The organism is Streptomyces sp. NPDC006384 (genome assembly GCF_042870695.1).
GTDB lineage: Bacteria > Actinomycetota > Actinomycetes > Streptomycetales > Streptomycetaceae > Streptomyces.
On the sequence record NZ_JBIAHR010000005.1, the window covers coordinates 15,223 to 40,079 of the forward strand.

22 protein-coding genes are annotated in these 24,857 nt (G+C 73.2%); 12 read left to right on the forward strand and 10 right to left on the reverse strand.

The features are described 5' to 3' along the window. Window positions 1–119 precede the first annotated feature (119 nt). Window positions 120–1,529 carry a DNA repair protein RadA gene (gene radA / locus ACFYOJ_RS07655; protein ID WP_356551238.1) on the forward strand — a complete coding sequence of 470 codons (1,410 nt, stop codon included), beginning with the start codon at window positions 120–122 and terminating at the stop codon, window positions 1,527–1,529. Between the two features lie 81 nt (window positions 1,530–1,610). Next, on the forward strand, window positions 1,611–2,735 hold the full coding sequence (gene disA, locus ACFYOJ_RS07660; protein ID WP_356551239.1) for a DNA integrity scanning diadenylate cyclase DisA: 1,125 nt from the start codon (window positions 1,611–1,613) through the stop codon (window positions 2,733–2,735). 141 nt (window positions 2,736–2,876) lie between these two features. Here the strand turns inward: disA and ACFYOJ_RS07665 are convergent, their stop codons facing one another. Further along, window positions 2,877–3,728, reverse strand: a complete 852-nt coding sequence (locus tag ACFYOJ_RS07665; RefSeq protein ID WP_356551241.1) for a hypothetical protein — start codon at window positions 3,726–3,728, stop codon at window positions 2,877–2,879. Window positions 3,729–3,902: 174 nt separating this feature from the next. Here ACFYOJ_RS07665 and ACFYOJ_RS07670 point away from each other — a divergent pair, with 174 nt between their 5' ends. Next, window positions 3,903–4,553 (forward strand): phosphatase PAP2 family protein, encoded by a 651-nt coding sequence (locus ACFYOJ_RS07670; protein ID WP_356551243.1) that lies wholly within the window; start codon window positions 3,903–3,905, stop codon window positions 4,551–4,553. A gap of 7 nt (window positions 4,554–4,560) precedes the next feature. Here the strand turns inward: ACFYOJ_RS07670 and ACFYOJ_RS07675 are convergent, their stop codons facing one another. Together ACFYOJ_RS07675 and ACFYOJ_RS07680 are read right to left on the reverse strand one after the other, a co-directional pair. After that, window positions 4,561–5,232 carry a response regulator transcription factor gene (locus ACFYOJ_RS07675; protein WP_356551245.1) on the reverse strand — a complete coding sequence of 224 codons (672 nt, stop codon included), beginning with the start codon at window positions 5,230–5,232 and terminating at the stop codon, window positions 4,561–4,563. Beyond that, window positions 5,229–6,944: a histidine kinase gene (locus tag ACFYOJ_RS07680; protein WP_356551247.1), complete on the reverse strand. Its 1,716-nt coding sequence runs from the start codon at window positions 6,942–6,944 to the stop codon at window positions 5,229–5,231. The genes ACFYOJ_RS07675 and ACFYOJ_RS07680 overlap by 4 nt, the downstream gene beginning before the upstream one ends. A 119-nt stretch (window positions 6,945–7,063) precedes the next feature. Here ACFYOJ_RS07680 and ACFYOJ_RS07685 point away from each other — a divergent pair, with 119 nt between their 5' ends. The 6 genes from ACFYOJ_RS07685 to ACFYOJ_RS07710 all read left to right on the forward strand — a co-directional run bounded on the left by ACFYOJ_RS07685 (window position 7,064) and on the right by ACFYOJ_RS07710 (window position 13,346). Then, window positions 7,064–8,155, forward strand: coding sequence for an A/G-specific adenine glycosylase (locus ACFYOJ_RS07685; RefSeq protein ID WP_356551249.1), 1,092 nt, complete (start codon window positions 7,064–7,066; stop codon window positions 8,153–8,155). A 304-nt stretch (window positions 8,156–8,459) separates the two neighbouring features. Then, on the forward strand, window positions 8,460–8,999 hold the full coding sequence (locus ACFYOJ_RS07690; protein ID WP_356551546.1) for a SigE family RNA polymerase sigma factor: 540 nt from the start codon (window positions 8,460–8,462) through the stop codon (window positions 8,997–8,999). After that, window positions 8,987–9,646 carry a hypothetical protein gene (locus ACFYOJ_RS07695; RefSeq protein ID WP_356551251.1) on the forward strand — a complete coding sequence of 220 codons (660 nt, stop codon included), beginning with the start codon at window positions 8,987–8,989 and terminating at the stop codon, window positions 9,644–9,646. Before ACFYOJ_RS07690 ends, ACFYOJ_RS07695 begins: the two co-directional genes overlap by 13 nt. A 226-nt stretch (window positions 9,647–9,872) precedes the next feature. Further along, window positions 9,873–10,577: a two-component system response regulator CseB gene (cseB, locus tag ACFYOJ_RS07700; RefSeq protein ID WP_356551252.1), complete on the forward strand. Its 705-nt coding sequence runs from the start codon at window positions 9,873–9,875 to the stop codon at window positions 10,575–10,577. Between the two features lie 8 nt (window positions 10,578–10,585). Then, window positions 10,586–11,962 (forward strand): two-component system sensor histidine kinase CseC, encoded by a 1,377-nt coding sequence (gene cseC / locus ACFYOJ_RS07705; protein ID WP_356551254.1) that lies wholly within the window; start codon window positions 10,586–10,588, stop codon window positions 11,960–11,962. 292 nt (window positions 11,963–12,254) lie between these two features. Then, window positions 12,255–13,346 (forward strand): hypothetical protein, encoded by a 1,092-nt coding sequence (locus tag ACFYOJ_RS07710; RefSeq protein WP_356551255.1) that lies wholly within the window; start codon window positions 12,255–12,257, stop codon window positions 13,344–13,346. Between the two features lie 195 nt (window positions 13,347–13,541). Here ACFYOJ_RS07710 and ACFYOJ_RS07715 read toward each other — a convergent pair whose 3' ends face one another. Beyond that, the gene (locus tag ACFYOJ_RS07715) at window positions 13,542–14,213 is read right to left on the reverse strand and encodes a M23 family metallopeptidase (RefSeq protein ID WP_356551256.1); all 672 of its coding nucleotides are present in this window, start codon (window positions 14,211–14,213) and stop codon (window positions 13,542–13,544) included. A gap of 548 nt (window positions 14,214–14,761) precedes the next feature. Here ACFYOJ_RS07715 and ACFYOJ_RS07720 point away from each other — a divergent pair. Further along, complete coding sequence (locus tag ACFYOJ_RS07720; RefSeq protein ID WP_356551258.1) at window positions 14,762–15,469, forward strand: HAD family acid phosphatase; 708 nt, start codon at window positions 14,762–14,764, stop codon at window positions 15,467–15,469. A gap of 43 nt (window positions 15,470–15,512) precedes the next feature. Further along, on the forward strand, window positions 15,513–18,467 hold the full coding sequence (locus tag ACFYOJ_RS07725; protein WP_356551259.1) for an NACHT domain-containing protein: 2,955 nt from the start codon (window positions 15,513–15,515) through the stop codon (window positions 18,465–18,467). Between the two features lie 70 nt (window positions 18,468–18,537). Here ACFYOJ_RS07725 and ACFYOJ_RS07730 read toward each other — a convergent pair whose 3' ends face one another. Further along, window positions 18,538–21,063: an ATP-dependent Clp protease ATP-binding subunit gene (locus ACFYOJ_RS07730; RefSeq protein ID WP_356551261.1), complete on the reverse strand. Its 2,526-nt coding sequence runs from the start codon at window positions 21,061–21,063 to the stop codon at window positions 18,538–18,540. Window positions 21,064–21,493: 430 nt separating this feature from the next. Here ACFYOJ_RS07730 and ACFYOJ_RS07735 point away from each other — a divergent pair, with 430 nt between their 5' ends. Beyond that, window positions 21,494–22,093: an SCO3374 family protein gene (locus ACFYOJ_RS07735; RefSeq protein WP_356551263.1), complete on the forward strand. Its 600-nt coding sequence runs from the start codon at window positions 21,494–21,496 to the stop codon at window positions 22,091–22,093. A gap of 128 nt (window positions 22,094–22,221) precedes the next feature. Here the strand turns inward: ACFYOJ_RS07735 and ACFYOJ_RS07740 are convergent, their stop codons facing one another. The 5 genes from ACFYOJ_RS07740 to ACFYOJ_RS07760 form a co-directional block, all read right to left on the reverse strand. Next, window positions 22,222–22,557, reverse strand: a complete 336-nt coding sequence (locus ACFYOJ_RS07740) for an Lsr2 family protein (protein ID WP_356551264.1) — start codon at window positions 22,555–22,557, stop codon at window positions 22,222–22,224. Between the two features lie 305 nt (window positions 22,558–22,862). Then, the gene (locus ACFYOJ_RS07745) at window positions 22,863–23,372 is read right to left on the reverse strand and encodes an amino-acid N-acetyltransferase (RefSeq protein ID WP_356551266.1); all 510 of its coding nucleotides are present in this window, start codon (window positions 23,370–23,372) and stop codon (window positions 22,863–22,865) included. 9 nt (window positions 23,373–23,381) lie between these two features. Continuing rightward, entirely contained in the window at window positions 23,382–23,780 is a 399-nt protein-coding gene (locus ACFYOJ_RS07750; protein ID WP_388596310.1) for a BlaI/MecI/CopY family transcriptional regulator, read from the reverse strand. Between the two features lie 154 nt (window positions 23,781–23,934). After that, complete coding sequence (locus ACFYOJ_RS07755; protein WP_356551268.1) at window positions 23,935–24,114, reverse strand: hypothetical protein; 180 nt, start codon at window positions 24,112–24,114, stop codon at window positions 23,935–23,937. Window positions 24,115–24,137: 23 nt separating this feature from the next. Next, complete coding sequence (locus ACFYOJ_RS07760) at window positions 24,138–24,770, reverse strand: hypothetical protein (protein WP_356551269.1); 633 nt, start codon at window positions 24,768–24,770, stop codon at window positions 24,138–24,140. Between the last annotated feature and the right edge of the window lie 87 nt (window positions 24,771–24,857).

A 24,857-nucleotide genomic window follows, 5' to 3' on the forward strand; every position in this document is an offset into this window, starting at 1 on the left:
GCGCGGGGTGCCGGCAGCGGTCCGCGCGGGTCCGGCGGGGCCCGGCGGAGGGGGTGCCCGCGGACGGCGGGCACCCGGCCCCGGGGCCGTCTGTCAGTGGTGGCGGTTACCGTTCACGCATGGCTGCCCGTACGAAGACCACCAAGGACCGTCCGTCCTACCGCTGCACCGAGTGCGGCTGGCAGACGGCCAAGTGGCTCGGCCGCTGCCCCGAGTGCCAGGCCTGGGGCACGGTCGAGGAGTACGGCGCGCCCGCCGTCCGTACGACGACACCGGGGCGCGTCACCACCTCCGCCGTGCCCATCGGCCAGGTCGACGGCCGTCAGGCCACCGCCCGCTCCACCGGCGTGCCCGAGCTGGACCGGGTGCTCGGCGGCGGTCTGGTGCCCGGCGCCGTGGTGCTCGTCGCGGGCGAGCCCGGCGTCGGCAAGTCCACGCTGCTGCTCGACGTCGCGGCCAAGTCGGCGAGCGAGGAGCACAAGACCCTCTACGTCACCGGTGAGGAGTCGGCGAGCCAGGTCCGGCTGCGCGCCGACCGCATCCACGCCATCGACGACCATCTCTACCTCGCCGCCGAGACCGACCTCTCGGCGGTGCTGGGGCACCTGGACGCCGTCAAGCCGTCGCTGCTGATCCTCGACTCCGTGCAGACGGTGGCCTCGCCCGAGATCGACGGCGCCCCCGGCGGCATGGCGCAGGTGCGGGAGGTGGCGGGGGCGCTGATCCGCGCCTCCAAGGAACGCGGGATGTCCACCCTGCTGGTCGGGCACGTCACCAAGGACGGCGCCATCGCGGGTCCCCGGCTGCTGGAGCACCTCGTGGACGTCGTGCTGCACTTCGAGGGCGACCGGCACGCGCGGCTGCGGCTGGTGCGCGGCGTCAAGAACCGGTACGGCACGACGGACGAGGTCGGCTGCTTCGAGCTGCACGACGAGGGCATCACGGGCCTGGCCGACCCCAGCGGGCTGTTCCTCACCCGGCGTACCGAGCCGGTGCCCGGCACCTGTCTGACCGTCACCCTGGAGGGCCGCCGGCCGCTGGTGGCCGAGGTGCAGGCGCTCACCGTCGACTCCCAGATCCCGTCCCCGCGGCGCACCACGTCCGGTCTGGAGACGTCCCGCGTGTCGATGATGCTCGCCGTGCTGGAACAGCGCGGCCGGATCAGCGCCCTGGGCAAGAGGGACATCTACACCGCCACGGTCGGCGGGGTGAAGCTCTCCGAGCCGGCCGCCGACCTCGCCGTCGCGCTCGCCCTGGCAAGTGCCGCGAGCGACACACCGCTGCCCAAGAACCTCGTCGCGATCGGCGAGGTCGGTCTCGCCGGCGAGGTGAGACGGGTCACGGGCGTGCAGCGCAGGCTCGCCGAGGCGCACCGCCTGGGGTTCACGCACGCCCTGGTGCCGACCGATCCGGGCAGGGTCCCCGACGGCATGAAGGTCCTGGAGGTCGCGGACATGGGGGACGCGCTGCGGGTCCTTCCGCGCTCGCGTCGGCGAGAGGCCCCACGGGAGGAGGAGGACCGCCGGTAGACTTTGCGCTGGTCCCGCCCGTCCGTACGCCCGAGTGTGCGACACGGGAGCGCCAGAAGAACCTGCGACCGGAGGAGTGCAGTGGCAGCCAACGACCGGGCAGCAGCTCCCGGAAAGTCCGGTGGGAGTGCCGGTGCCGATGGCCTGATGCGCGCCTCGCTGAGCGCGGTGGCGCCCGGCACGCCGCTGCGGGACGGCCTGGAGCGGGTCCTTCGCGGCAACACCGGCGGTCTCATCGTGCTGGGCTCCGACAAGACCGTCGAGTCGATGTGCACCGGCGGTTTCGTGCTGGACGTCGAGTTCACCGCGACCCGGCTGCGCGAGCTGTGCAAGCTCGACGGCGGCATCGTGCTCTCCTCTGACCTGTCGAAGATCCTGCGGGCGGGAGTGCAGCTGCTTCCCGACCCGACGATCCCCACGGAGGAGACCGGCACCCGGCACCGTACGGCGGACCGGGTCAGCAAGCAGGTCGGTTTCCCCGTCGTCTCCGTGTCGCAGTCGATGAGGCTGATCGCGCTGTACGTCGACGGGCAGCGCCGCGTCCTGGAGGACTCCGCGGCGATCCTGTCCCGGGCCAATCAGGCGCTGGCGACCCTGGAGCGGTACAAGCTGCGCCTCGACGAGGTCGCGGGCACGCTGTCGGCGCTGGAGATCGAGGACCTGGTCACCGTCCGCGACGTCTCGGCGGTCTCCCAGCGGCTGGAGATGGTGCGCCGCATCGCGACCGAGATCGCCGAGTACGTGGTGGAGCTGGGCACCGACGGGCGGCTGCTGGCGCTGCAGCTGGACGAGCTGATCGCCGGCGTGGAGCCCGAACGCGAGCTGGTCGTACGGGACTACGTGCCCGAGCCGACCGCGAAGCGGTCCCGCACGGTCGACGAGGCGCTGGCCGAGCTGGACAAGCTCAGCCACGCCGAGCTGCTCGAACTGTCCACGGTGGCCCGCGCGTTGGGATACACCGGCTCCCCCGAGACGCTGGACTCGGCGGTGTCGCCGCGCGGCTTCCGGCTGCTGGCGAAGGTGCCGCGGCTGCCCGGTGCGATCATCGACCGGCTGGTGGAACACTTCGGCGGACTGCAGAAGCTGCTCGCCGCGAGCGTGGACGACCTGCAGACGGTGGACGGCGTCGGCGAGGCGCGGGCGCGCAGTGTGCGGGAGGGCCTGTCCCGGCTGGCCGAGTCGTCGATCCTGGAACGCTACGTCTGACACCGGACGCGTCCGGCACCGGGCGCCTGCCGCCGGGTGCCGGAGCCGGACACCGGGTGCCGGTGCGGTCCGCCCCGGACGGCGCCCCGGACCCCGCCCCCCGAGCCGTCCGGCCCCCGGATCCCCCAGGCCCGCGCCGCCTCAGTCGTTCTTCAGCACGAAGGACGTCTGCACCTTGCCGAAGCCCGCGGCCTCGGCCTCCACCAGGTACGTGCCCGCCTTGGCCGACCCCGCCGGGGGCGTCGCGCACCGGGGGGAGCTCGGCTTGCGGTCCCACTTCACGGTGTAGGTGATGCCGCTGCGGGCGGCCACCCGGTACGAGAGGCTGCCCGAGCCCTTGACACAGTGGTCGGAGGACCAGTAGGCGTCGTCGCTGTCGGCCGGGGTGATGGTCAGCACCACGTGCTTGGGGCCGAGATCGACCTTGCAGTCGCTGCCGGAGGTGTTCCGCGCGGTCAGTTCGAAGGCGGGCGTCTGGCCGGGCGAGTAGGTGTTGCGGACGCTGCGCAGGCTCAGCTTGACCGCGCTGCCGGTGCAGTCGGGCAGGCCCGACCCCGCCGGCAGGGCGTCGCCCGCACCCACTCCGACCGCCTCGCCGCCGCCGAAGCCGCCCGGTCCGCCCGTTCCGTCGCCGCCCTCGCCGGAGCCGCCTGCTCCCGGCCCGTCGGACCCGGACCCGTCACCGGAGCCGCCCGCGCCGCCCGAACCCGCCCCGGCGCCCGAGCCGTTGGAGTCCCCGCCGCCCGACTCGTCCCGGCCGCCCGGCGCCTGACTGATCGCCGGCCCGGAACCCGAGGGGCCCGGTGTGATCGAAGGCACGGGGTTCTTGCCGTCGGCGCTGTCCTCGTGCCCCTTGCCGCCGCCCCCGCCGCCGGAGACCACGACCCACGTGATCAGCAGCGCCAACAGGGCGAACACGGACAGCAGTACGGCCCTCCGTCGCCAGTAGATGGAGGAGGGAAGCGGCCCGACCGGATTGCGCAGAGATCCCACGGCGCAAACTGTACGAGAGATCGGCGCGTTCCCTTGTCCCACCCGCCGTTCGGAGCAGCAACTTTTACGGATCATCATCCCGGAGACCGGCTCCCGCCCCTGCCGATCGTCGGGTGCGGTGCCTGACGATCGCAGGGTGTGAGCGGATCGGGCCGCCAACTACCGTCCGTGACCATGATTTTCGAGGACGACGAGCTCTACCGCGACATCACCGGCTTCGCCCACGACACCCCCACCTGGGTCCAGCACGCGGCGGAGGTGTGGACGGAGGCGGGAATCCTGTTGTTCGGCGCGCTGTTCGTCCTGGCCTGGTGGCGTTCACGGCACGGCAGCATCCAGGCGTTCGCGATCGCGGCCCTTGCACCTGTGGCCACGGCTGTGGCGTACGTCTGCAGCGAGCTGCTCAAGTCGGGCTTCACCGAGGAGCGTCCGTGCCGGGCGGTCGCCGGGGCGGTGCCCTCGCTGGCCGCGTGTCCGCCGGCCGGTGACTGGTCCTTCCCGAGCAATCACGCGACGATAGCGGGCGCCTTTGCCGTCGCGCTGGTCGCGGTGCGGCGGGCCGCCCTCTGGCTGACGGCCCCGCTCGCCCTGCTGATGGCGTTCTCCCGGGTCTTCGTCGGCGTCCACTACCCGCACGACGTCGCCGCGGGCCTGCTGCTCGGCGCCGTCGTCGCCGCCGCGGTCGTACGTCTGGGCAGGCGTCCGGCGACGCGGCTGGCCGGGGCGATGCGGGCGTCGTCGGCACCCGCGGTGCGGTGGCTGACCGGCCCGGGTCCGGCCGCCGCCACCGGCACCGCGTACGTCGCCTCGCACCGGCGGCGCTGAGAGCGCCTCAGGCGTCCGTCCCGACCAGCCCCGCCTCGTACGCCACGATCGCCGCCTGGACCCGGTTGCGTACCTGCAGCCGGTCCAGGACCGCGCTCACGTACGCCTTCACCGTGCCCTCGACGAGGTGGAGCCGGGCGGCGATCTCCGGGTTGGACAGGCCGGAGCCGACGAGGCCGAGGACCTCGCGCTCACGGGGGCTGAGGCGGGCGACGCGGACGCGTGCCTGTTCCTCGCGGGCGAGCCGGCCGCCGCCACCGGCCCGGCCGAGGTCCTCGACGACGTGCCGGGCGGCCTTCGGGGACAGGAAGGCGGCGCCCTCGGCCACGGCCCGCACACCGGCCATCAGTTCGTAGGGGTCGCCGGACTTGAGCAGGAAGCCGGTGGCACCGGCGGTCAGGGCGCGGGCCACGTAGGACTGCTCGGAGAAGGTGGTCAGCATGGCGACCGCGGTGCCGGGGACGGCCCGCACGATCTCCTCGGCCGCCGTGAGGCCGTCCAGGCGGGGCATGCGGATGTCGAGCAGAGCGACGTCGGGGCGGTGGGCGCGGGCCAGTTCGACCGCCTCGCGGCCGTCGCCCGCCTCGGCGACGACCTCGCTCTCGCCGCCGCTCGCCAGGATGGCGCGCACACCGGCCCGCACCATCGCCTCGTCGTCGGCCAGCAGGACGCGGATCACCGTACGGACTCCTCGTGTTCCTCGTGTTCGTCGTGTTCGTCGTGTCCGGCGTGTCCGGCGGCTGTGCCGTTCCCGTCGTGCTCCGCGCGCCGCTCGCCGGGGGTGCCGGCACCGGGGACGACGTCCTTGGTGAGCAGGCGCGCCTCCTCGTCGAAGCAGAGGCGGAAGTGGTCGACGGAGACCAGGAGTTCGCCGCTGGCCCGGTAGTAACGGCAGTCGGCGCCCGCCGGTTCGGGCGCGGGGGCCCGGTCGGTGGGCGGGTCGTGGACCTCGCGGGCCGGCAGCACGGACGCGACCTCGTCGTACGGCATGCCCGGACGCAGCGCCGCGTACGCGCTCGGCGTGAGCACCGCGTGCGTCTCGGTGTACGCGTACCAGCCGAAGGCCGCGCCGACCAGGGCGACGCCCGCGACGGCGGCGGCACCGAGCCCGAGGGCGACCCGGCGGCGGGCGTGGGCGTAGGGCGCCGCCGGGGTGGGAGGGGCGGCCGGGGCGAGCGTCGGCCGGGCCGGGACGTACGCCCGGACACGGAAGCCCTCCCCGTGCGGGCCGGCCCGGAAGTCGCCGCCGACCGAGGCGACGGCGTCGCGCAGACCGAGCAGGCCCGTGCCGCCCGAGGTCGAGGACGCCTCCTGGGTGGCCGGTCCGTTGGTGACGGTGACCGTGACGCCGTGGGCGTGACCGGTGACGGCGACGACGACGGGGGCGCCGGGCGCGTGCCGGGCCGCGTTGGTCAGCGCCTCGCGCACGATCCGGTGCAGCAGCCGCCCGGTGACGCCGTCGGGCTCGGGGACCGGGCCGGCGTTCTCGTCCCGCGATTCCCAGCGGACGGGGAGTCCCGACTCGGCGGCCCGGGCGACGAGGTCCTCGACGCTCTCCCCCGCCGGGGTCAGCGGGGCGGGCTCGTCGTGGACGGACACCTCGTGCAGGACGCCGATGATGCGGTGCAGGCGGTCGGTGGCGTCGGCGGCGGCGGCACGCAGGTCCGCCGCGGCGGCGCGGTGCTCCGCGGCGAGGCCGGGGGCGACCTGGAGGGCGCCGGCGCGCAGCGCGAGCAGGCTCAGTTCGTGACCGAGGGAGTCGTGCATGTCCTGGGCGATCCGGGCGCGTTCGCGCAGCCGGGCCCGTTCCTCGGCGTGCCGCTGCTCGTCCTCCAGCCGGGCCGCCCGGAGCCAGCCGGCCTCGGCGAGCGCCCGGCTCTGCCGCCAGTAGCGCCCGCAGAGCCAGGGAAAGACACAGCCGAAGAGCAGCGTGCCCGTCAGGACCAGCCACTCGGCGGGCGGATCAATCCCGGCCAGCGCGATCCGCGCCGTGCCGACGGCGCCCACACCGGCGAAGACGGCCGCCGCGGGGCGCGGCCGGCCGGCGCGCAGTCCGAGCAGCAGGGCGAGTACGCCGAGGGCGGGACCGTAGGAGACGCTGAACAGGGCCGGGGTCGCGGCCAGGCCCAGGGCCGCCGTCAGCGCGAAGGCGACGAGCGGCTGCCGCCGGGACAGCACGGCGGACAGGGCGAGCACGCCCAGCCCGGCCAGTTGCTGCCAGGCGGGGCGCGGCTCGTTCATCCCGAGCCGGTCCGCGGTGACGGCGGGGAGGGCCAGCCCGGCCCACAGGAGGACGCCCCGGCCGAGCGGAACGAGGCGGGCGGCCCCGCTCCTGCGGCCGGTGCTCCCGGTGCCGGTCCCGGCGTCGTCGGCCGGGCGGGTTCCGTTCATGGCGCCGACGCTACAAGCGGGCGGCGGGGCGGCGCCCCTGCCGATCGTCAGGTGCGACGGTCGTCACCGGGTGGCGGTGCGCCCGCGGAGCGGTCCTCCCGTGGCAGGATCGGAGGGTCATGACTGCGCCCACGAAGCCCCCGCACCACGCCCCCTCCGGCCCCGCCGGAGCCGCAGGCGCCCCGGCCGCCGACCCGGCGGACACCGCGGCCCCCGGCGCCGCAGGCGCCCCGGCCCCCGAAGCCACCGCAGGCGAAGCCACCACCCCCGCCGAAGCCGCCACCGCCGCCGTCGTCGCTGCCGCCGACGCCGGACCGGCAGGCGGGCAGGGCGTGTCCGGTGAGGCACTGCACGCCCCCGTCATCGACTGGTTCGACGAGCACGCCCGCGACCTGCCGTGGCGCCGCCCGGAGGCCGGCGCGTGGGGGGTGATGGTCAGCGAGTTCATGCTCCAGCAGACGCCGGTGAACCGGGTCCTGCCCGTGTACGAGCAGTGGATGGCCCGCTGGCCGCGCCCCGCCGACCTCGCCGCGGAGGCCCCCGGCGAGGCCGTCCGCGCCTGGGGCCGGCTCGGCTACCCGCGCCGCGCCCTGCGCCTGCACGGCGCCGCCGCCGCCATAACGGAACGGCACGGCGGCGACGTACCGGCGGACCACGCCCAGCTGCTGGCGCTGCCCGGCATCGGCGAGTACACGGCCGCCGCGGTCGCCTCCTTCGCCTACGGCCGGCGGCACGCCGTGCTGGACACCAACGTCCGCCGGGTCTTCGCCCGGGCGGTCACCGGCGTGCAGTACCCGCCGAACGCCACCACCGCCGCCGAGCGGAAGCTGGCGCGGGCGCTGCTGCCCCGGGACGAGGCGCGCGCCGCACGCTGGGCCGCCGCCTCGATGGAGCTGGGCGCGCTGGTGTGCACGGCCCGCAACGAGGCGTGCCACCGCTGCCCGATCGCCGCGCAGTGCGCCTGGCGGCTGGCCGGCAAGCCCGCGCACGACGGGCCGCCGCGGCGCGCGCAGACGTACGCGGGCACCGACCGGCAGGTGCGCGGCCGGCTGCTCGCGGTGCTCCGGGAGGCGCACGCCCCCGTGCCGCAGGCGGCGCTGGACCGGGTGTGGCACGAACCGGTCCAGCGGGCGCGCGCCCTGGACGGCCTGGTCGCCGACGGCCTGGTCGAGCCGCTGGCGGGCGGTCTGTACCGGCTGCCGCTGAGCTGATCCCCAGGGGGTGGCGTACGGCGTCCGCCACACCACCCCTACCGGACGAATCGCCCGGCAAGGCGATCGATCCGCCCCGCCCTCACGTCTCCCACCTCGTCCGTTACACAACCGACGGACAGTCGAGGGACAGCCGCGTGCTGCTCCGCACAGTGCCGTGACAACGCTTCCCTACCTTCGTTCCCGTGCCCGAGGGCACGTCACGACCAGGGGCCACAGGCAGTGTGGACCGGCGGATGACCGACCGCCGGTGAAAACGGGGATCGGAAGGCGGTTGACCATGGCGCAGAGCATGGTGCAGGGCATGGCGCAGGGCGAGGTGCTCGAGTTCGAGGAGTACGTCCGCACCCGGCAGGACGCGCTGCTGCGCAGTGCCCGGCGGCTGGTCCCGGACCCCGTCGACGCGCAGGACCTGCTGCAGACCGCGCTGGCCCGGACGTACGGCCGCTGGGAGACCATCGAGGACAAGCGGCTGGCGGACGCCTACCTGCGCCGGGTCATGATCAACACGCGGACCGAGTGGTGGCGGGCGCGGAAGCTGGAGGAGGTGCCGACCGAGCATCTCCCCGAGTCCTGCGTGGACGACTCCACCGAGCAGCACGCGGACCGCGCCCTGCTGATGGACGTCATGAAGGTGCTCGCCCCGAAGCAGCGCAGCGTCGTGGTGCTGCGACACTGGGAGCAGATGTCAACGGAGGAGACCGCCGCCGCCCTCGGCATGTCGGCGGGAACGGTCAAGAGCACGCTGCACCGGGCGCTCGCCCGGCTCCGCGAGGAGCTGGTCGCCCGCGATCTGGATACGCGGGCGTGGGAGCGTGGGGAGCGGGAGCGTTGCGCGGCCTGACCGTCGGTGGGACACCCGGGGGGACCCGGAGGAGCGTGCGGGCGGCGGGCACGGTGGTGGCCGTGCTCGTCGCCGTCGGCGTCTCCCTGTCCGGATGCGGGGGCGGCGGCACCGGTGCCCGCGACGAGGGCCCGGCCCGCGCGGACACGGTCGGCAGCGCCGCGGCCTCCACGCCCGTGGCCTCCCCGTCCAGGCTCCCCACCCGCGTGGACGCGGTCCGGCTCGTCAAGAACGACCCGAAGGTCTCCGCGGAGGTCAAGCGCGAGCTGCAGCCGTGCGTCGCCGACGAGTACCCCGTCGACGTGTCGTACGGGGAGCTGACCGGCAACAACGGCGACGACATCGTCGTCAACGTGCTGACCTGCGGCGACTCGGTCGGTGTGGGCAGTTACGTGTACCGCGAGAAGGACGGCGGGTACGAGAACGTGTTCAAGGCCGAGGAGCCTCCGGTCTACGCGGAGATCGACCGCGGCGACCTGGTGGTCTCCAAGCAGGTGTACGAGAAGGGCGACCCGGTGTCGAGCCCGTCCGACGAGAACGTGATCACCTACCGCTGGGCCGCGGGCCGCTTCACCGAGGTCTACCGCACGCACACCGACTACAGCAACGCCGTCGGGGCCGTGCCGTCACCCGCCCCGGACAGCTGACGCGCCCGGCGGACGCGCGCGGCGGGCGAACCGATCGGGCCGCCCGGAACGATGAGGGAAGGAACGCGGTGCGCGCGCCGTGCGTCTGCCAAGTGTCCGCACTGGCGTACGGCGACCGTTTCCGTGACCGTACGTGACCGCGTTCGCGACCGATCGTGAACGTGAGCGGCCGTGAACGTGACCGTGCCCGCAACCGACCATGACCACGAGGACTGAGAGCACCGGGATGGCAGACCAGACCCACGTCCTGTTCGTCGAGGACGACGACGTCATCCGCGAGGCCACGCAGCTCGCCCTGGAGCGGGACGGCTTCGCGGTCACCGCGATGCCCGACGGGCTGTCGGGCCTGGAGGCGTTCCGCGCCGACCGCCCGGACATCGCGCTGCTGGACGTCATGCTCCCCGGCCTCGACGGGGTGAGCCTGTGCCGCCGGATCCGGGACGCGTCCACCGTGCCCGTGATCATGCTGTCGGCGCGGGCGGACTCCATCGATGTCGTGCTGGGACTGGAGGCGGGCGCCGACGACTACGTCACCAAGCCCTTCGACGGGGCCGTCCTGGTGGCCCGGATCCGCGCGGTGCTGCGCCGTTTCGGCCACGCGGGCGGCGACGGCCGGCCGGACGCGGGTGCCGGGCCCGGCACCGGGGGCGTGCTCACCTTCGGCGAGCTGGTGGTGGACACCGACGGCATGGAGGTGCGGCGGGCCGGGCGGCCGGTGGCGCTCACGCCCACCGAGATGCGGCTGCTGCTGGAGTTCTCCGCCGCGCCGGGCACGGTGCTCTCGCGCGACAGACTCCTGGAGCGCGTGTGGGACTACGGCTGGGGCGGTGACACCCGCGTCGTCGACGTCCATGTGCAGCGGCTGCGCACCAAGATCGGCCAGGACCGTATCGAGACGGTCCGCGGCTTCGGCTACAAGCTGAAGGCCTGAGCGACGTCATGCGGGGGTATCTCCAGGGCCGTGTCCGACGCCTGGCCGTCTCGCTGCGGCGGCGCGCGGGCATCCGTACGGGGCTGCGGTGGAAGCTGAGCGCGGCCATCGCGCTGGTCGGCGCGCTGGTGGCGGTCGCGCTGAGCCTGGTCGTGCACAACGCCGCCCGGGTGTCGATGCTGGACAACGCGCGTGATCTCGCCGACGACCGGGTCGTGATCGCCCAGCGCAACTACGAGCTGTCCGGGCGGCTGAACTTCCCGAACGCCCGGATCGACGACCCCGAGCTGCCGGCCGGGCTGCGGGAGAAGGTCGAGGACGGGCGCAGGGCGACGTACGTCTCCGAGCGGGCGGACGGGGTGACGGACATCTGGGCCGCCGTTCCGCTCAAGGACGGGCACGTGATGTCCCTGCACTCCGGCTTCACCGACCGCAGCGCCGACATCCTCGAGGATCTCGACCAGGCGCTGGTCATCGGCTCCATCGCGGTCGTCGTCGGCGGCAGCGCGCTCGGCGTGCTCATCGGCGGGCAGCTCTCCCGCCGGCTGCGCAAGGCCGCGGCCGCGGCAAACGAGGTGGCCAGGGGCGAGGGCGGCGTCCGCGTCCGGGACGCCATCGGCGGCGTCGTCCGCGACGAGACCGACGACCTCGCGAGCGCCGTGGACGCGATGGCGGACGCCCTGCAGCAGCGCCTGGAGGCGGAGCGCCGGGTCACCGCGGACATCGCGCACGAACTGCGCACCCCGGTGACCGGCCTGCTGACCGCGGCCGAGCTGCTGCCGCCGGGCCGGCCGACGGAGCTGGTGCTGGACCGGGCGAAGGCCATGCGCACGCTGGTGGAGGACGTCCTGGAGGTGGCCCGGCTGGACGGCGCCTCGGAGCGGGCCGAGCTGCAGGACATCATGCTGGGCGACTTCGTGTCCCGGCGGGTGGCGGCCAAGGACCCGGACGTGCGGGTGCGGGTGGTGCACGAGTCGGAGGTCACCACCGACCCGCGCCGCCTGGAACGCGTACTGATCAACCTGCTCGCCAACGCCGCCCGGCACGGCAGGCCGCCCGTCGAGGTCAGCGTCGAGGGCCGGGTGATCCGGGTCCGCGACCACGGCCCCGGCTTCCCCGAGGACCTGCTCGCCGACGGCCCGAGCCGCTTCCGCACCGGCAGCGCCGACCGGGCCGGCCGCGGACACGGCCTCGGCCTGACCATCGCCGCCGGACAGGCCCGGGTGCTGGGCGCCCGGCTCACCTTCCGCAACGTCCGGCCCGCCGGCGCCCCCGCGCACATCCCGGCCGAGGGCGCGGTCGCCGTGCTGTGGCTCCCGGAACACGCCCCCACCAGCACCGGCAGCTACCCGATCCTCCCGGACCGGCCGGGCCCCGGGGTCTGAGGCCCGAGGCCCTGCGGGCGGGGGGCCGGCCCCGGAGGCCTGCCGCCGTCCGTCACGCCCGTACCCCGTCCCGTTCCGGCGGACCGCGCGACGGCCTGCCGGCGGCCCGCTCGTGCGATCATGCGGGCGACTCTCGATCGCCCGGCGCACGGACAACCGTTCGGGCTGCCGGGCGGTCGAACCATCGGGCACTGAGCCATCGGGCGTCGGACCACCGAGCGTCGGGCGTCGGGCCATCGAGCGGGAACGGGAGTGCGGTGTGAGCGGGACCGGGGGGAAGGACGGGTCGTCCGTGCCGGACGAGGAATGGGAGCGGTTCCTCCGTGAATCGATGACGGGGGCGGCCGGGGCCCCCGTGGAGCCGTCGGCGCGCGCCCGTGAGGTGGAGCGGCGGCTGCGGGGGCGTTCCGGGCAGCCGGAGGGCTGGCGTACGTACTCACCGGCCCGGCCCCGCCGCAGGACGGGCCGGTACGTGACCGGGCTGGTGGTGGTCGTGGCCCTCCTGGTCGTGGGGCTCTTCCCGCAGCAGGTCGCCGGCTGGTTCGGCGGTGACGACGGCGGGCAGGGCGGGGCGCCGATGGCGGCGGAGTCGGAAGCCCCGCGGGAGGCGCCCGGTGCCGAGCCGGGTCTGCGCCCCACCCCCGCCGAACCCTTCCGTGGCTCCCCCGCCGCACGCTGGGCCGACGGCGCGGCGGGCATCACGGTGCCACCGGCCAGGGCGACCGGCTGGATGGACGCCGCCCAGGTCGAGCGGGCACTGCGGCAGAGCCGGGACTTCCTGGTGGCCGCGGGCCTCGACCCCGGCGTGCTGCGCGGCGAGCGGCCCGTGAAGGCGATCGCGCTGCTGAACCCGCACCAGAAGGACGTCCAGGAGTACCTCCGTACCGCCCTGTCGTCGAAGACGCCCACCGCGAAGACCGACCCGCTGCTGCTGTTCAGCCGCTTCCGTCCGGAGCAGGCCCGGCTGGTCGGTGACGTGGTCAAGACCCGCGGCCGGCTCACGTACCGGGAGGGGAAGCGGGGAGCGGTCGAGGTGACGGCGGACGTCACCTTCGTGTACCCGGTCTCCCCGGCGGGCGACGACGGGCCGGACGCCGAGGTCGTCCGTACGATCGTGCGGCGCGAAGTGGTGATGAGCTGGGACGACCCGGACAAGGTCATCACCGAACCGGGCACGATGTCTCTCGTCTCGTACGCGCTCGACATGACCAACGGCGGCTGCTCCGCTCCGACCGGCTACTTCGTGCCGCCCTTCGGCACGGCCGGCGAGCAGCCGGCCGACCGGGACCGCCGGATCGATCCGTACGACCGCAGCGAGCCGCTCGACGCGAGCGGCGGCACGGCGGCCACGGACGACGACTGCGCGACCGCCACCCGCTCCTAGCGGTCGCCGCCGGGCGGCGGGGGGCGCTCTCCGGGGGAACGGAACGACCCCGGGAAGCGGCGGGGGGCCGTTCTCGGGGTCGTGGTCCACCGGGTGCCCGGGCGTACCGGGGCCGGAGAGTGCGTGACCGGCCGTGTCCGGCCGGTCACGCAGCAGTCCCGCCGGGCTTCGCCGGCCGGGCCGCGTCCGTCATGCTCAGACGGTCACGCCGTGGGCGCGCAGGAAGGCGACCGGGTCGACGGCGGAGCCGTAGTTCGGGGTCGTGCGGATCTCGAAGTGCAGGTGCGGACCGCTGGAGTTACCGGTGTTGCCGGACTTGGCGATGTGCTGGCCGGTCTTCACGATCTGGCCGATCTTCACGTCGATCCGGGACAGGTGGGCGTACTGGGAGTACGTGCCGTTGCCGTGCTTGATGACGATGGCGTTGCCGTAGGCGGGGCCGTCACCGGCGCCGTTGCCGCCGGCCTTGACGACGGTGCCGCCGTGGGCCGCCACGACGTCGGTGCCGATCGGCACGGCGAAGTCCTGGCCGCTGTGCTTGTGCGCCCACATGCCACCGTTCTGGGCGAACTTCGCGGTGAGCGTGTACTTCTTGACCGGGTCCACCCAGGAGGCGGCCTTCTTCGTGGCGGCGGTCTTCTTGGCGCTCGCCGCGGCCTTCTCGGCCTTCGCCGCCTTGGCCTGGGCGGCCGCCTGGGCCTGCACGGCGTTCGCGACGGTGGTGCTGCCGGTGGCCGCCGTGGTGCCGCTGGCGGCCGCGACCCCTGCTCCCAGCGCGACCGAGGCTCCGAGGCCGGCGGCCATCACGGCGGCGCGGGTACGGACGGTGGTCGTGCGGGAAGAGCGGGACGTGACACGCGAGAACATTCGAACCTCATGGGGACGGGAACACAGGAACGCCCCTCCGGCCGGATGCACAGGCACTCGCCGGGCGGGCTCAACCTTGGTAACCCGCCGGACCCGAATCGCACAAAGGTGTGACCTACGACGCTATGTAGTACTTAAGCGCGAAACCAACCGCTTCTCGACAGACCCCCCATTCCGGACAAAAGCAGCTCAGAAGCCCGGAAACCAGCCCCTTCCTCCGGGCGATACGTCCGTTTTCGTAGTTCTCGCGGCGTCGACTATTCCAGGTAGTACAGGGCAGAACCCCTGTGCGGCACGTCACCGGGAGCCGGTGCCGGGACCCCCGCGAATGTGACCCGGGCTACCCCGCTTCCGGCCAACACGGCACTCGCCGAAGGCGGTTCGACCGCCCCGGAACGTGTCCGGGGCCACACCGACCGGCGCTCCCGAGGCACCACTACCGCCCGGTAACCCCTTCGTCGCCCTCCCGCCACCCGCCGACGCGAACATGCTCGCGTCAACCTGGGTGCCGCCGGGCATCCGCGCAGGCAGGAGAGGACGCCACCCCCATGACCGAACGGAACGGACAGACCAGGCAGGCCGGACAGACCGAGCGGGCCGAGCGGACCGGCCGGGCGGGACGCCCCGGCCCCGTGTGGACCCGGGCCCTCGGTACGGCCACCGTCACCGCGGCGGCGCTCGCCCTGGCCGTCACCCCGGCCGACGCGGCCCCCGCCACGCCCTCCACGACCACCGCCACCGCTGCCGCTGCCCCTGCCGCCGAGGTCGACTACGCCACCTGGCAGCGGGACTGCCGGGCCGTGATGGACCAGGCACTGCCGTACCTGAAGGAGCGGATCGCCGACGCCGCCCCGGGCGAGAAGCAGGCCATCGTCCTCGACGTCGACAACACGTCCCTGGAGACCGACTTCGGCTTCAGCTACCCCCAGCCCGCCAACCGCCCGGTCCTGGAGGCCGCCCGGTACGCCCAGGAACACGGCGTCGCCCTCTTCTTCGTGACCGCCCGCCCGGGCATCATCCAGGCGCCCACCGAGTGGAACCTCGACCACGCCGGCTACGAGTCCTCCGGCCTCTACGTCCGCGGGTTCTTCGACCTGTTCCGCAACGTGGCCGAGTACAAGACCGCGCAGCGCGCCCGCATCGAGTCGATGGGGTACACGATCATCGCCAACATCGGCAACACCCCCACCGACCTGTCGGGCGGCCACGCCGAGAAGACGTTCAAGCTCCCCGACTACGACGGCCAGTTGTCCTGACGCCCGATAGGCTCCCGTGGTCGAACGACCACGGGGGTGGCACATGGAACCGGCGGTACTGGGTGGGAGGTTGGCGTCCGCTCTGGTCGCCTCCCTGGTGAAGAAGCTGTTCGTCACGGACGGCCCGGGCGCCGGACTGGTCGACCGGCCGGTCCGCCTGACCCGCCTGGTCTCCTTCCGCGGCGAACAGCGCACCCTGGGCGACGCGGAGGTCCGGGGGCTCGCCGGGCGGCTGGTCGGGGCGTCCCTGGACTCCCCCGGCGAGCCGCCCTTCCCGCCCGACGAGACCGAGGCCGTCACCGACGCCCTGACGGCCCGTCTGTCCGCCCTCGGCGACCTGGACATGGACGACGTCCAGGCGGTGCGTCTGGGCCACCGCGAACTGGCCCGCCTGCTGCGGCGCCATGCCGCCGGGACCGGTGACGGCCTGTCCGCCGACGCCTGCCATTTCCTGGACTCCGCCACCGAGTGGGCCTGCCTGCACATCCTGGAGTTCTTCACCCGCCGCTCCACCTTCGTCGCCCGCACCCTGGTGGAACAGACCCGCGCCCAGGCCGAACTCATCGCCAAGGTCGACGAGTTGATCGCCCGCACCCCGCGCCCGGACACCCGCGACACCGCCTTCGAACGCCACTACCTGCCCTACGTCGCCGAGCGCCACAACCACCTCACCATCTACGGCCTCGACCTGCGCGACTCCCCCGACCGCTGGCCCCTCGAAGTCGCCTATCTGAGCCTGGAGGCGACCACCGACGGGGAACGGCCCGCCTCCCTGCCGGAGGAACACCTCGCCACCCCCGTGGCCGTCCGTCTCCCCGCCGAGGACGCCCTCACCGCCCACGACCGCGTACTGCTGCGCGGTGACGCCGGCTCCGGCAAGACGACCCTCGTCCAGTGGCTGGCGGTGACCGCCGCGCGCGACGGCGACCGCATCCCGTACGTCCTGCCCCTGCGCACCCTGGTCCGGGCCGGCGCGCTGCCCTCCCCCGCCGCGTTCCTCACCGCCGTGGGCTGCCCGCTCACCCCGCCCGACGGCTGGGCCGAGCGCGTGCTGGCCACCGGGAGGGGCCTGCTCCTCGTCGACGGCCTGGACGAGATCCCCGCCGCCGACCGGCACCGCACCCGCGACTGGCTGCTCGCCCTCGTCCGCGCCTTCCCCGGCAACCGCTGGCTGCTCACCTCCCGCCCCACCGCCGTACGCCCCGACTGGCTGGCCGCCGAGGGCTTCCGGGAACTCGCCCTGACCCCGATGCGGCCGGCCGACGTCGCGACGTTCGTGCGGCGCTGGCACACCGCCGCGCAGGCCCCGGAGTACGAGGCGAAACTGCTCGACGCCCTGCGCACCAAGCGCGACCTGGCCCGCCTCGCCACCAACCCGCTGATGTGCGGCCTGATCTGCGCCCTGCACCGCGAGCGGCGCGGCTACCTCCCCACCGGCCGCAAGGAGTTGTACGACGCCGCCCTCACCATGCTCCTCGCCCGCCGGGACCGGGAACGCGGCATGGAGACGATGGAGCTGGGCGAGGAGGCCCAACTGGAGCTGCTCCAGCGGCTGGCGTACGCGCTCGTGCTGAGCGGGCGCACGGAGATGGAGCTGGAGACGGCCGAGGGCATCGTGGAGCGCGCCCTGCCCTCGGTCGCCTCGGCGGCGGGACAGGGCGACGCGGCGGCCGTGCTGCGGACCCTGCTCCTGCGCAGCGGCCTGCTGCGCCAGCCGGCCGAGGGCGTCCTGCACTTCGTCCACCGCACCTTCCAGGACTACCTGGGCGCCCGGTACGCGGTGGAGGAGGGCCACCTCGACGTCCTGGCCGGCCACGCCCACGACACCCAGTGGGAGGACGTCATCCGCATGGCGGTGGCCCACGCCCGGCCCCGCGAGCGCGCGGTCCTCCTCCGGCGGCTCCTGGCGGAGGACACCCCCCGCCTGACCCTGCTGGCCCTGGCCTGCCTGGAACACGCCACCGCCCTGGACCCGGTGGTACGGACGGAGGTGGAGACGCGGGCGGGGACGCTGATCCCGCCCCGGTCGAAGGAGGACGCGCGGGCGCTGGCGGAGGCGGGACCGCTGGTGCTGGAGCTGCTGCCTGGTCCGGAGGGCCTGACGGACGCGGAGGCGCACGGGGTGGTCGTCGCCGCCTCGCTGCTGGCCTCGCACGAGCCGACCGGGGCGCTGGCCGTGCTGCGCCGCTTCCGCGAGCATCCGGCGCTGGACGTGCGGCGCCAGCTGGTGGGCACCTGGGACCGCTTCGAAGCGCGGCAGTACGCGACGGAGGTGCTGGACCACCTGGACCGGACGGAACTGCTCCTGACCTGTACAACCCCGGCACAGCGCGCCGCTGTCGCGAGCATGCGGCCGTGGAAGCAGCTCTGGTTCCGCGGCGCGCACGCCGGGAACGACATCCTCGCCTGCGTGCCCGACCCAGGCGCGGTAGAGGAACTCGGCTTCTTCAACAACCCGGAACTGACCGACCTGGGCGCCCTGTCCGTTTTCGGCGCGCTGCGCCACCTGGCGCTGTACAGCTGCGGGGCCGCACGGGGCTTGACACGCCTGAACTCCCTCCCGCTGGAAAGCCTCTCCATCGCCGGCAGCACCGATCTCACCGGCCTGAACGAGCTGGGGTCGCTCCGGCATCTGTCGGTACTGAAGCGGCTCCCGGGCACCCGCCTGACCGACTCCCTCCCCACAGGAGCGTCCCTACAGCAGCTCTACCTCGGCCCGGGTGCCACCGAGGGCACCGGCCTTCGCGGCCTGTCCCACTGGTCCTCACTGACAGCACTCAGCCTGCCCGGCCCCCAGGTCACGATCACTGACTGGACGGAGCTGTCCCGGCTGCCGCGGCTGTCCTACCTGACGCTGGGCGCCTCGCTCCTCGACAGCGTCCCGGACACGCTGTCCCCTCTTCCCGGGGTGCGCCACCTCCACCTGATCGGCGCCCGCGACCGCGACACCGCCCGGTTCACCGCCCTCTTCCCCCGGGCCGAGATCACCCGGACCTGACAGGAAAAGAGAAAGGGGCCACCCGGGACCGAAGTCCCGGGCAGCCCCTTTCCAGGCTCACCCCGGAGGGCTACGCCTCCTTGCTCAGGTTCGGGCCCGTGCCGCCCGCCGCCTGCTCGATCGGCGGGACGTCGGGGAGGGCCGACTTCTCCTCACCCCGGAAGGTGAAGGTCTTGGCCTCGCCCTCGCCCTCGGTGTCCACGACCACGATGTGACCGGGACGCAGCTCGCCGAAGAGGATCTTCTCCGACAGCGAGTCCTCGATCTCGCGCTGGATCGTGCGACGCAGCGGACGCGCGCCCAGCACCGGGTCGTAGCCCTTCTTGGACAGCAGCTCCTTGGCGGACTGGGAGAGCTCGATGCCCATGTCCCGGTCCTTCAGGCGCTCGTCGACCTTGCCGATCATCAGGTCGACGATCTGCAGGATGTCGTCCTGGGTCAGCTGCGGGAAGACGACGACGTCGTCGACGCGGTTGAGGAACTCGGGGCGGAAGTGCTGCTTGAGCTCGTCCGACACCTTGTTCTTCATGCGCTCGTAGTTGGTCTTCGTGTCGCCCGCGGCGGCGAAGCCCAGGTTGAAGCCCTTGGAGATGTCCCGGGTGCCGAGGTTGGTCGTCATGATGATGACCGTGTTCTTGAAGTCCACGACCCGGCCCTGGGAGTCGGTCAGGCGACCGTCCTCCAGGATCTGCAGCAGCGAGTTGAAGATGTCCGGGTGGGCCTTCTCGACCTCGTCGAAGAGGACGACGGAGAACGGCTTGCGGCGGACCTTCTCGGTCAGCTGGCCGCCCTCCTCGTAGCCCACGTAACCGGGGGGCGAACCGAAGAGTCGCGACACCGTGTGCTTCTCGCTGAACTCCGACATGTCGAGGGAGATCAGCGCGTCCTCGTCACCGAAGAGGAACTCGGCGAGCGCCTTGGACAGCTCGGTCTTACCGACACCGGACGGACCGGCGAAGATGAACGAGCCACCGGGACGCTTCGGGTCCTTCAGGCCGGCACGGGTGCGGCGGATCGCCTTCGAGAGCGCCTTGACGGCGTCCTTCTGGCCGATGACCCGCTTGTGGAGCTCGTCCTCCATGCGCAGCAGGCGGGACGACTCCTCCTCCGTGAGCTTGAAGACCGGGATGCCGGTCGCGGTCGCGAGGACCTCGGCGATCAGCTCGCCGTCGACCTCGGCGACGACGTCCATGTCGCCGGCCTTCCACTCCTTCTCCCGCTTGGCCTTGGCGGCGAGGAGCTGCTTCTCCTTGTCGCGAAGGGAGGCGGCCTTCTCGAAGTCCTGCGAGTCGATCGCGGACTCCTTGTCGCGGCGGACGCCGGCGATCTTCTCGTCGAACTCGCGCAGGTCCGGCGGCGCGGTCATCCGGCGGATGCGCATCCGGGAACCGGCCTCGTCGATCAGGTCGATCGCCTTGTCCGGCAGGAAGCGGTCCGAGATGTACCGGTCGGCCAGGGTGGCCGCCTGGACCAGCGCCTCGTCCGTGATGGAGACGCGGTGGTGCGCCTCGTAGCGGTCGCGCAGGCCCTTGAGGATCTCGATCGTGTGCGGCAGCGACGGCTCCGCGACCTGGATGGGCTGGAAGCGGCGCTCGAGGGCCGCGTCCTTCTCCAGGTGCTTGCGGTACTCGTCCAGCGTGGTCGCACCGATGGTCTGCAGCTCACCGCGGGCCAGCATCGGCTTCAGGATCGAGGCGGCGTCGATGGCGCCCTCGGCGGCACCCGCACCGACCAGCGTGTGCAGCTCGTCGATGAACAGGATGATGTCGCCGCGGGTGCGGATCTCCTTGAGGACCTTCTTCAGGCGCTCCTCGAAGTCACCGCGGTAGCGGGAGCCGGCGACCAGCGCGCCGAGGTCCAGGGTGTAGAGGTGCTTGTCCTTGAGGGTCTCGGGCACCTCGCCCTTGACGATGGCCTGCGCGAGGCCCTCGACGACGGCGGTCTTGCCGACGCCGGGCTCGCCGATGAGGACCGGGTTGTTCTTGGTGCGGCGGGACAGCACCTGCATGACCCGCTCGATCTCCTTCTCGCGCCCGATGACCGGGTCGAGCTTGGTCTCACGAGCGGCCTGGGTGAGGTTCCGGCCGAACTGGTCGAGGACCAGGGACGTGGAGGGCGTGCCCTCGGCGGGACCACCGGCGGTGGCGGTCTCCTTGCCCTGGTAGCCGGAGAGCAGCTGGATGACCTGCTGCCGCACCCGGTTGAGGTCGGCACCCAGCTTGACCAGGACCTGGGCGGCGACGCCCTCGCCCTCGCGGATCAGGCCGAGCAGGATGTGCTCGGTGCCGATGTAGTTGTGACCGAGCTGAAGGGCCTCGCGGAGCGACAGCTCCAGGACCTTCTTGGCACGGGGGGTGAAGGGGATGTGACCCGACGGGGCCTGCTGGCCCTGCCCGATGATCTCCTCCACCTGCTGGCGGACCGCCTCGAGCGAAATCCCGAGGCTCTCAAGGGCCTTGGCGGCGACACCCTCACCCTCGTGGATCAGGCCCAGGAGGATGTGCTCGGTGCCGATGTAGTTGTGGTTGAGCATCCGGGCTTCTTCCTGAGCCAGGACGACAACCCGCCGCGCGCGGTCGGTGAACCTCTCGAACATCGTTAATCGCTCCTCAGAGCGGTCAGGCAGTAAGGGGAACTTCCCCTCCCTGTCCTTCCGCAGCTTAGTCCCGCGAGCGGGGACCGCTCATTCCAACTGCCGACACCGTCGATGGCCTCCTGACCCGTGACGCCGACATCTGCCACAACCCGATGGTGCGAGACGATGTTCCCGCAGGCCAGGCACTTACCCCACTCGCCAGTACGCCGATGGCGAACGTGAGACGGCCCATTCTGCGTGTCGCCCCCTCCCACTAGGGATGTCTTACCCGCAGGGTCTGACACTCCATGCCGCGCGCACCGATTCCCTCCGCTACGGGCGAACACCCTTGCGCCCCTCCACACCCCTGCGCGCCCCCTCGTGCAGCACGCGGCGAAGTCGACTCCACACCCAGCGTAACCGCAGGGGTTTTCCGGCGGTTTCACCTGGCATGGCCGACGCGCTTCCCGCCACCCCCACCGTGCCGCCTCCCCGCCGGCCGCCCGAACAGAGCGGGGCGTGGGAGCGGGCACGGTGGTGGTACGAGCACGGGCTCGGCTGGCCGACCGCGCCGGGGACGCCCCTGCGGCTGCGCGTGGGGGTCCGTTTCGACGTCCTGGACGTCCCGGCCGAGGCCGGTCGCGCCGCGCTCGGGCGCCTGGCACCCGGCTTTCCGGTCGCGCTGCGGAGCGGGCGGATGCTGCTGCTCGTGGCCGCGGGGGGCGCGGACGAGCTGCCCGGACTGCTGGAGTGGCTGGAGTGGGGTTCGCTGCCGCTCGACCTGCGGGCGATCGGCGCGGGCGGTCTCCTGGACGCGCCCCTGCCGCCGGGCCCCGGTCCGGCCGGCGCGGCGCCGGCGCGGGGGCGCCGCGGTTCCCGGGAAGCCGCCGTGTGGCTGCGGCCCCCCGAGCCGGGCAGTGAGGCCGAGGCCTCGCTGCCGGCTCTGCCCGCCCTGGGGCGTCCCACCGGGGCCGCCCCCGATCTCGCACGGCTGGTGCACACCCTGGCGACGCAGTGTCACCGGGTCCGGCTCTCCCGGACGGCGTGCTGAGGGCGTGCGGGCCCCGGACACCCGTGCTCCGAGCGTGCCGGCTCCGGGGATGCCGGTTCCGGGGTGCGGGCCCGGACGGGAAGGCTCTCCGCGCGCCGGGCGGGCCGGGCCGGGACGTGGCCCGGTGATCAGCCGTTGGCCTCTTCGTACGCCTGGCGGATCGCGGCGGGGACACGGCCGCGGTCGTTGACCTCGTGGCCGTTCGCCTTCGCCCAGGCGCGGATCGCCGCGGTGTCCGGGCTGCCGCCCGAGGAAGCGCGCGCCTTGCCGCGGCCGCCCGAAGCGCGGCCCCCGGTCCGGCGTCCGCCCTTCACATAAGGCTCGAGAAGGCTACGGAGCTTGTCCGCATTGGCGGTGGTGAGATCGATCTCGTACGTCTTGCCGTCCAGCGCGAACGTCACGGTCTCGTCCGCTTCGCCGCCGTCGAGGTCATCGACAAGAAGGACCTGAACCTTCTGTGCCACCGGATTTCCTTTCATCGATAACGTGAGGGCCGGAGGTCCGCCGGCGTCCGCCGTATCGCCGCCCCTTGTTATATGCAGTACTGCAGTACGTCGGAAAGCAAACCGCTTTTGCCGGGAAAACACAAACCCCCGGCGGGAACCCGTAGCTCACCCCGCGCCGAAAGATGCGCGATTCGGACATAGGGCACCCGCGTCCGGGCCGGCGGGCGAATAAACCTGGCGAAGGGCTGCGGATCCGGTCGTGCCCTTCGGGCGTCCGGTGAAGCCGCCGAAGCACAACGCGGCCCGGTTCTCACGGCGGACGATCACAGGTGCAGAAGCATCCGGCTGTTGCCGAGGGTGTTCGGTTTCACTCGTTCGAGACCCAGGAACTCCGCCACGCCCTCGTCATAGGAACGCAGCAGCTCGGCGTAGACATCCGTGTCGACCGGGGTCTCGCCGATCTCCACGAAGCCGTGCTTGCCGAAGAAGTCCACTTCGAAGGTGAGACAGAAAACGCGGCGAACACCCAGCCCGCGCGCGGTCTCCAGCAACTTCTCCAGCAGGCGATGTCCCACACCGGCGCCCTTCAGCCCCGGCTTCACCGCGAGAGTGCGTACTTCCGCGAGGTCTTCCCACATCACATGCAGGGCGCCACAGCCGACGACCTCGCCGTTGTCGTCCCGTTCCGCGACCCAGAACTCCTGGATGCTCTCGTAAAGCGTCACCATCGCTTTGTCGAGCAGGATGCCGTCGCGTACGTACTCGTCGAGGAGCCGGCGTACGGCCGGGACATCGCTGGTGCGTGCCCGCCGGACAGTGATGGCAATTGGCATGGGGGGACGCTATCGCTCGTCGGTGTCCGTCTCCGAGCCGGGTCCCGGCGCGGGGGTTTCCGGGCCCTGTGCGATGCGGATGGCATCCCTGAGCGTCCGGCGCTGTTCCTCGTTCATCATGCCGAAGAAGGCGATGAGAGCGGCCGCGGGGTTGTCGCTCTGCGACCACGCCTCGTTCATCAGCGCGGCGGAGTAGGCGGCCCGGGTGGAGACGGCCTCATATCGATAGGCCCGGCCTTCCGCCTCCCGGCGCACCCAGCCCTTCTGATGAAGATTGTCCAGGACGGTCATGACGGTGGTGTACGCGATGGACCGTTCCTGCTGAAGATCTTCCAGGACTTCCCGGACGGTCACCGGGCGGTTCCACTTCCACACCCGCGTCATGACCGCGTCTTCGAGTTCTCCCAAGGGGCGAGGCACTCTCACGACAATAGTGGCCGATACGGCACATGGCGTGCCGGACGTGCAGAAAAAGGGCGTACGGCCCGGGTGCGGGTGCACGGAAGGGCCGTACGCGAAGAGGGGTGCGGGTGGTGCGGTGGCCGCTGGGGGCGGGAGCCTCTCAGGCTTCCGGGTGCGGGGCCGGGCGGCCCGCGCCCTCGGTCCGGGCGAGGGCCGCGTCGACGGCCGCGTCCTCCTTGGCCATGTTGGCGCCGCCCTGGGTCTTCACGATCACCCTGACGACACCGATGAAGAAGGCCGCCATGACGACCGGGGGCAGGAGCGCGGAGACGTAGTCCATGGAACCAGGGTAGCCAGGGCCCGTCAGCCGGCCGCGAGGTGGTGCCGGGAGCCGGCGGGGGGCGGGACCGGCTTGCGGCGGGGGAAGACCTCGCCGGGGGTGGGGACGGGGCGTTTCGGGGTGGCCGGGGCGGGACGGGGGGACGGCTGCCGCGGGGGCTGTTCGCCGGGCCGGGCGGCCGGGTCCTGGCCGGCCGCGCAGCGGCCGCCGGGGAGGGCGAGCAGACGGGTGCGGGCGGCGGGGAGGGTGACCGTCGCCGTGGTCGCGGCGGTGATCGTGGCCGTGGTCGCCGGGGGCGCGCAGCGGGCCAGGAGGGCGGCCGCGGCGGGGTTGCCGCGCAGGGCCCGGAGCGCGGCGAGGTCGTCCGGGCCGGGGCGGTGGCCCGCGCACAGGGCCTCGTCCAGGAGCGTGAGGTAACCGGTGACGCTGCCGGGGAGGGCGGCGCGGTAGCGGGCGAGGTCGGCCATCAGGAAGTCGTGCAGCCTGGCGCTCTCCCCGGCCACCTCGTCGAGCGACTCGGCCAGGCGGAGACAGTCCTGGACGTCCTCGGCCGAGGCGGGGCTGGGGTTCAGGGCGAGGGCGAGGGCGCGCCGGAGCACACGCAGCTCCTGAGCGCCGAACGCCATGCCGCCTCGGGATCCGTATGGCGTGGGCATGGGGGGACGCTACGCGCTAATCGGACAAACCCCGCACAACGGGTGGGCGTGGCGTGCAAGATCCACACGGATGGCCGTGGGGCGGGG

Excerpts from the sequence above, each read along its gene's own strand:
- radA (WP_356551238.1), top strand. The coding sequence starts at position 120 with ATGGCTGCCCGTACGAAGACCACCAAGGACCGTCCGTCCTACCGCTGC.
- ACFYOJ_RS07670 (WP_356551243.1), top strand. The coding sequence starts at position 3,903 with ATGATTTTCGAGGACGACGAGCTCTACCGCGACATCACCGGCTTCGCC.
- ACFYOJ_RS07680 (WP_356551247.1), bottom strand. The coding sequence starts at position 6,944 with ATGAACGGAACCCGCCCGGCCGACGACGCCGGGACCGGCACCGGGAGC.
- ACFYOJ_RS07685 (WP_356551249.1), top strand. The coding sequence starts at position 7,064 with ATGACTGCGCCCACGAAGCCCCCGCACCACGCCCCCTCCGGCCCCGCC.
- ACFYOJ_RS07690 (WP_356551546.1), top strand. The coding sequence starts at position 8,460 with ATGGCGCAGGGCGAGGTGCTCGAGTTCGAGGAGTACGTCCGCACCCGG.
- cseB (WP_356551252.1), top strand. The coding sequence starts at position 9,873 with ATGGCAGACCAGACCCACGTCCTGTTCGTCGAGGACGACGACGTCATC.
- cseC (WP_356551254.1), top strand. The coding sequence starts at position 10,586 with ATGCGGGGGTATCTCCAGGGCCGTGTCCGACGCCTGGCCGTCTCGCTG.
- ACFYOJ_RS07715 (WP_356551256.1), bottom strand. The coding sequence starts at position 14,213 with ATGTTCTCGCGTGTCACGTCCCGCTCTTCCCGCACGACCACCGTCCGT.
- ACFYOJ_RS07720 (WP_356551258.1), top strand. The coding sequence starts at position 14,762 with ATGACCGAACGGAACGGACAGACCAGGCAGGCCGGACAGACCGAGCGG.
- ACFYOJ_RS07725 (WP_356551259.1), top strand. The coding sequence starts at position 15,513 with ATGGAACCGGCGGTACTGGGTGGGAGGTTGGCGTCCGCTCTGGTCGCC.
- ACFYOJ_RS07730 (WP_356551261.1), bottom strand. The coding sequence starts at position 21,063 with ATGTTCGAGAGGTTCACCGACCGCGCGCGGCGGGTTGTCGTCCTGGCT.
- ACFYOJ_RS07735 (WP_356551263.1), top strand. The coding sequence starts at position 21,494 with ATGGCCGACGCGCTTCCCGCCACCCCCACCGTGCCGCCTCCCCGCCGG.
- ACFYOJ_RS07745 (WP_356551266.1), bottom strand. The coding sequence starts at position 23,372 with ATGCCAATTGCCATCACTGTCCGGCGGGCACGCACCAGCGATGTCCCG.
- ACFYOJ_RS07755 (WP_356551268.1), bottom strand. The coding sequence starts at position 24,114 with ATGGACTACGTCTCCGCGCTCCTGCCCCCGGTCGTCATGGCGGCCTTC.
- ACFYOJ_RS07760 (WP_356551269.1), bottom strand. The coding sequence starts at position 24,770 with ATGCCCACGCCATACGGATCCCGAGGCGGCATGGCGTTCGGCGCTCAG.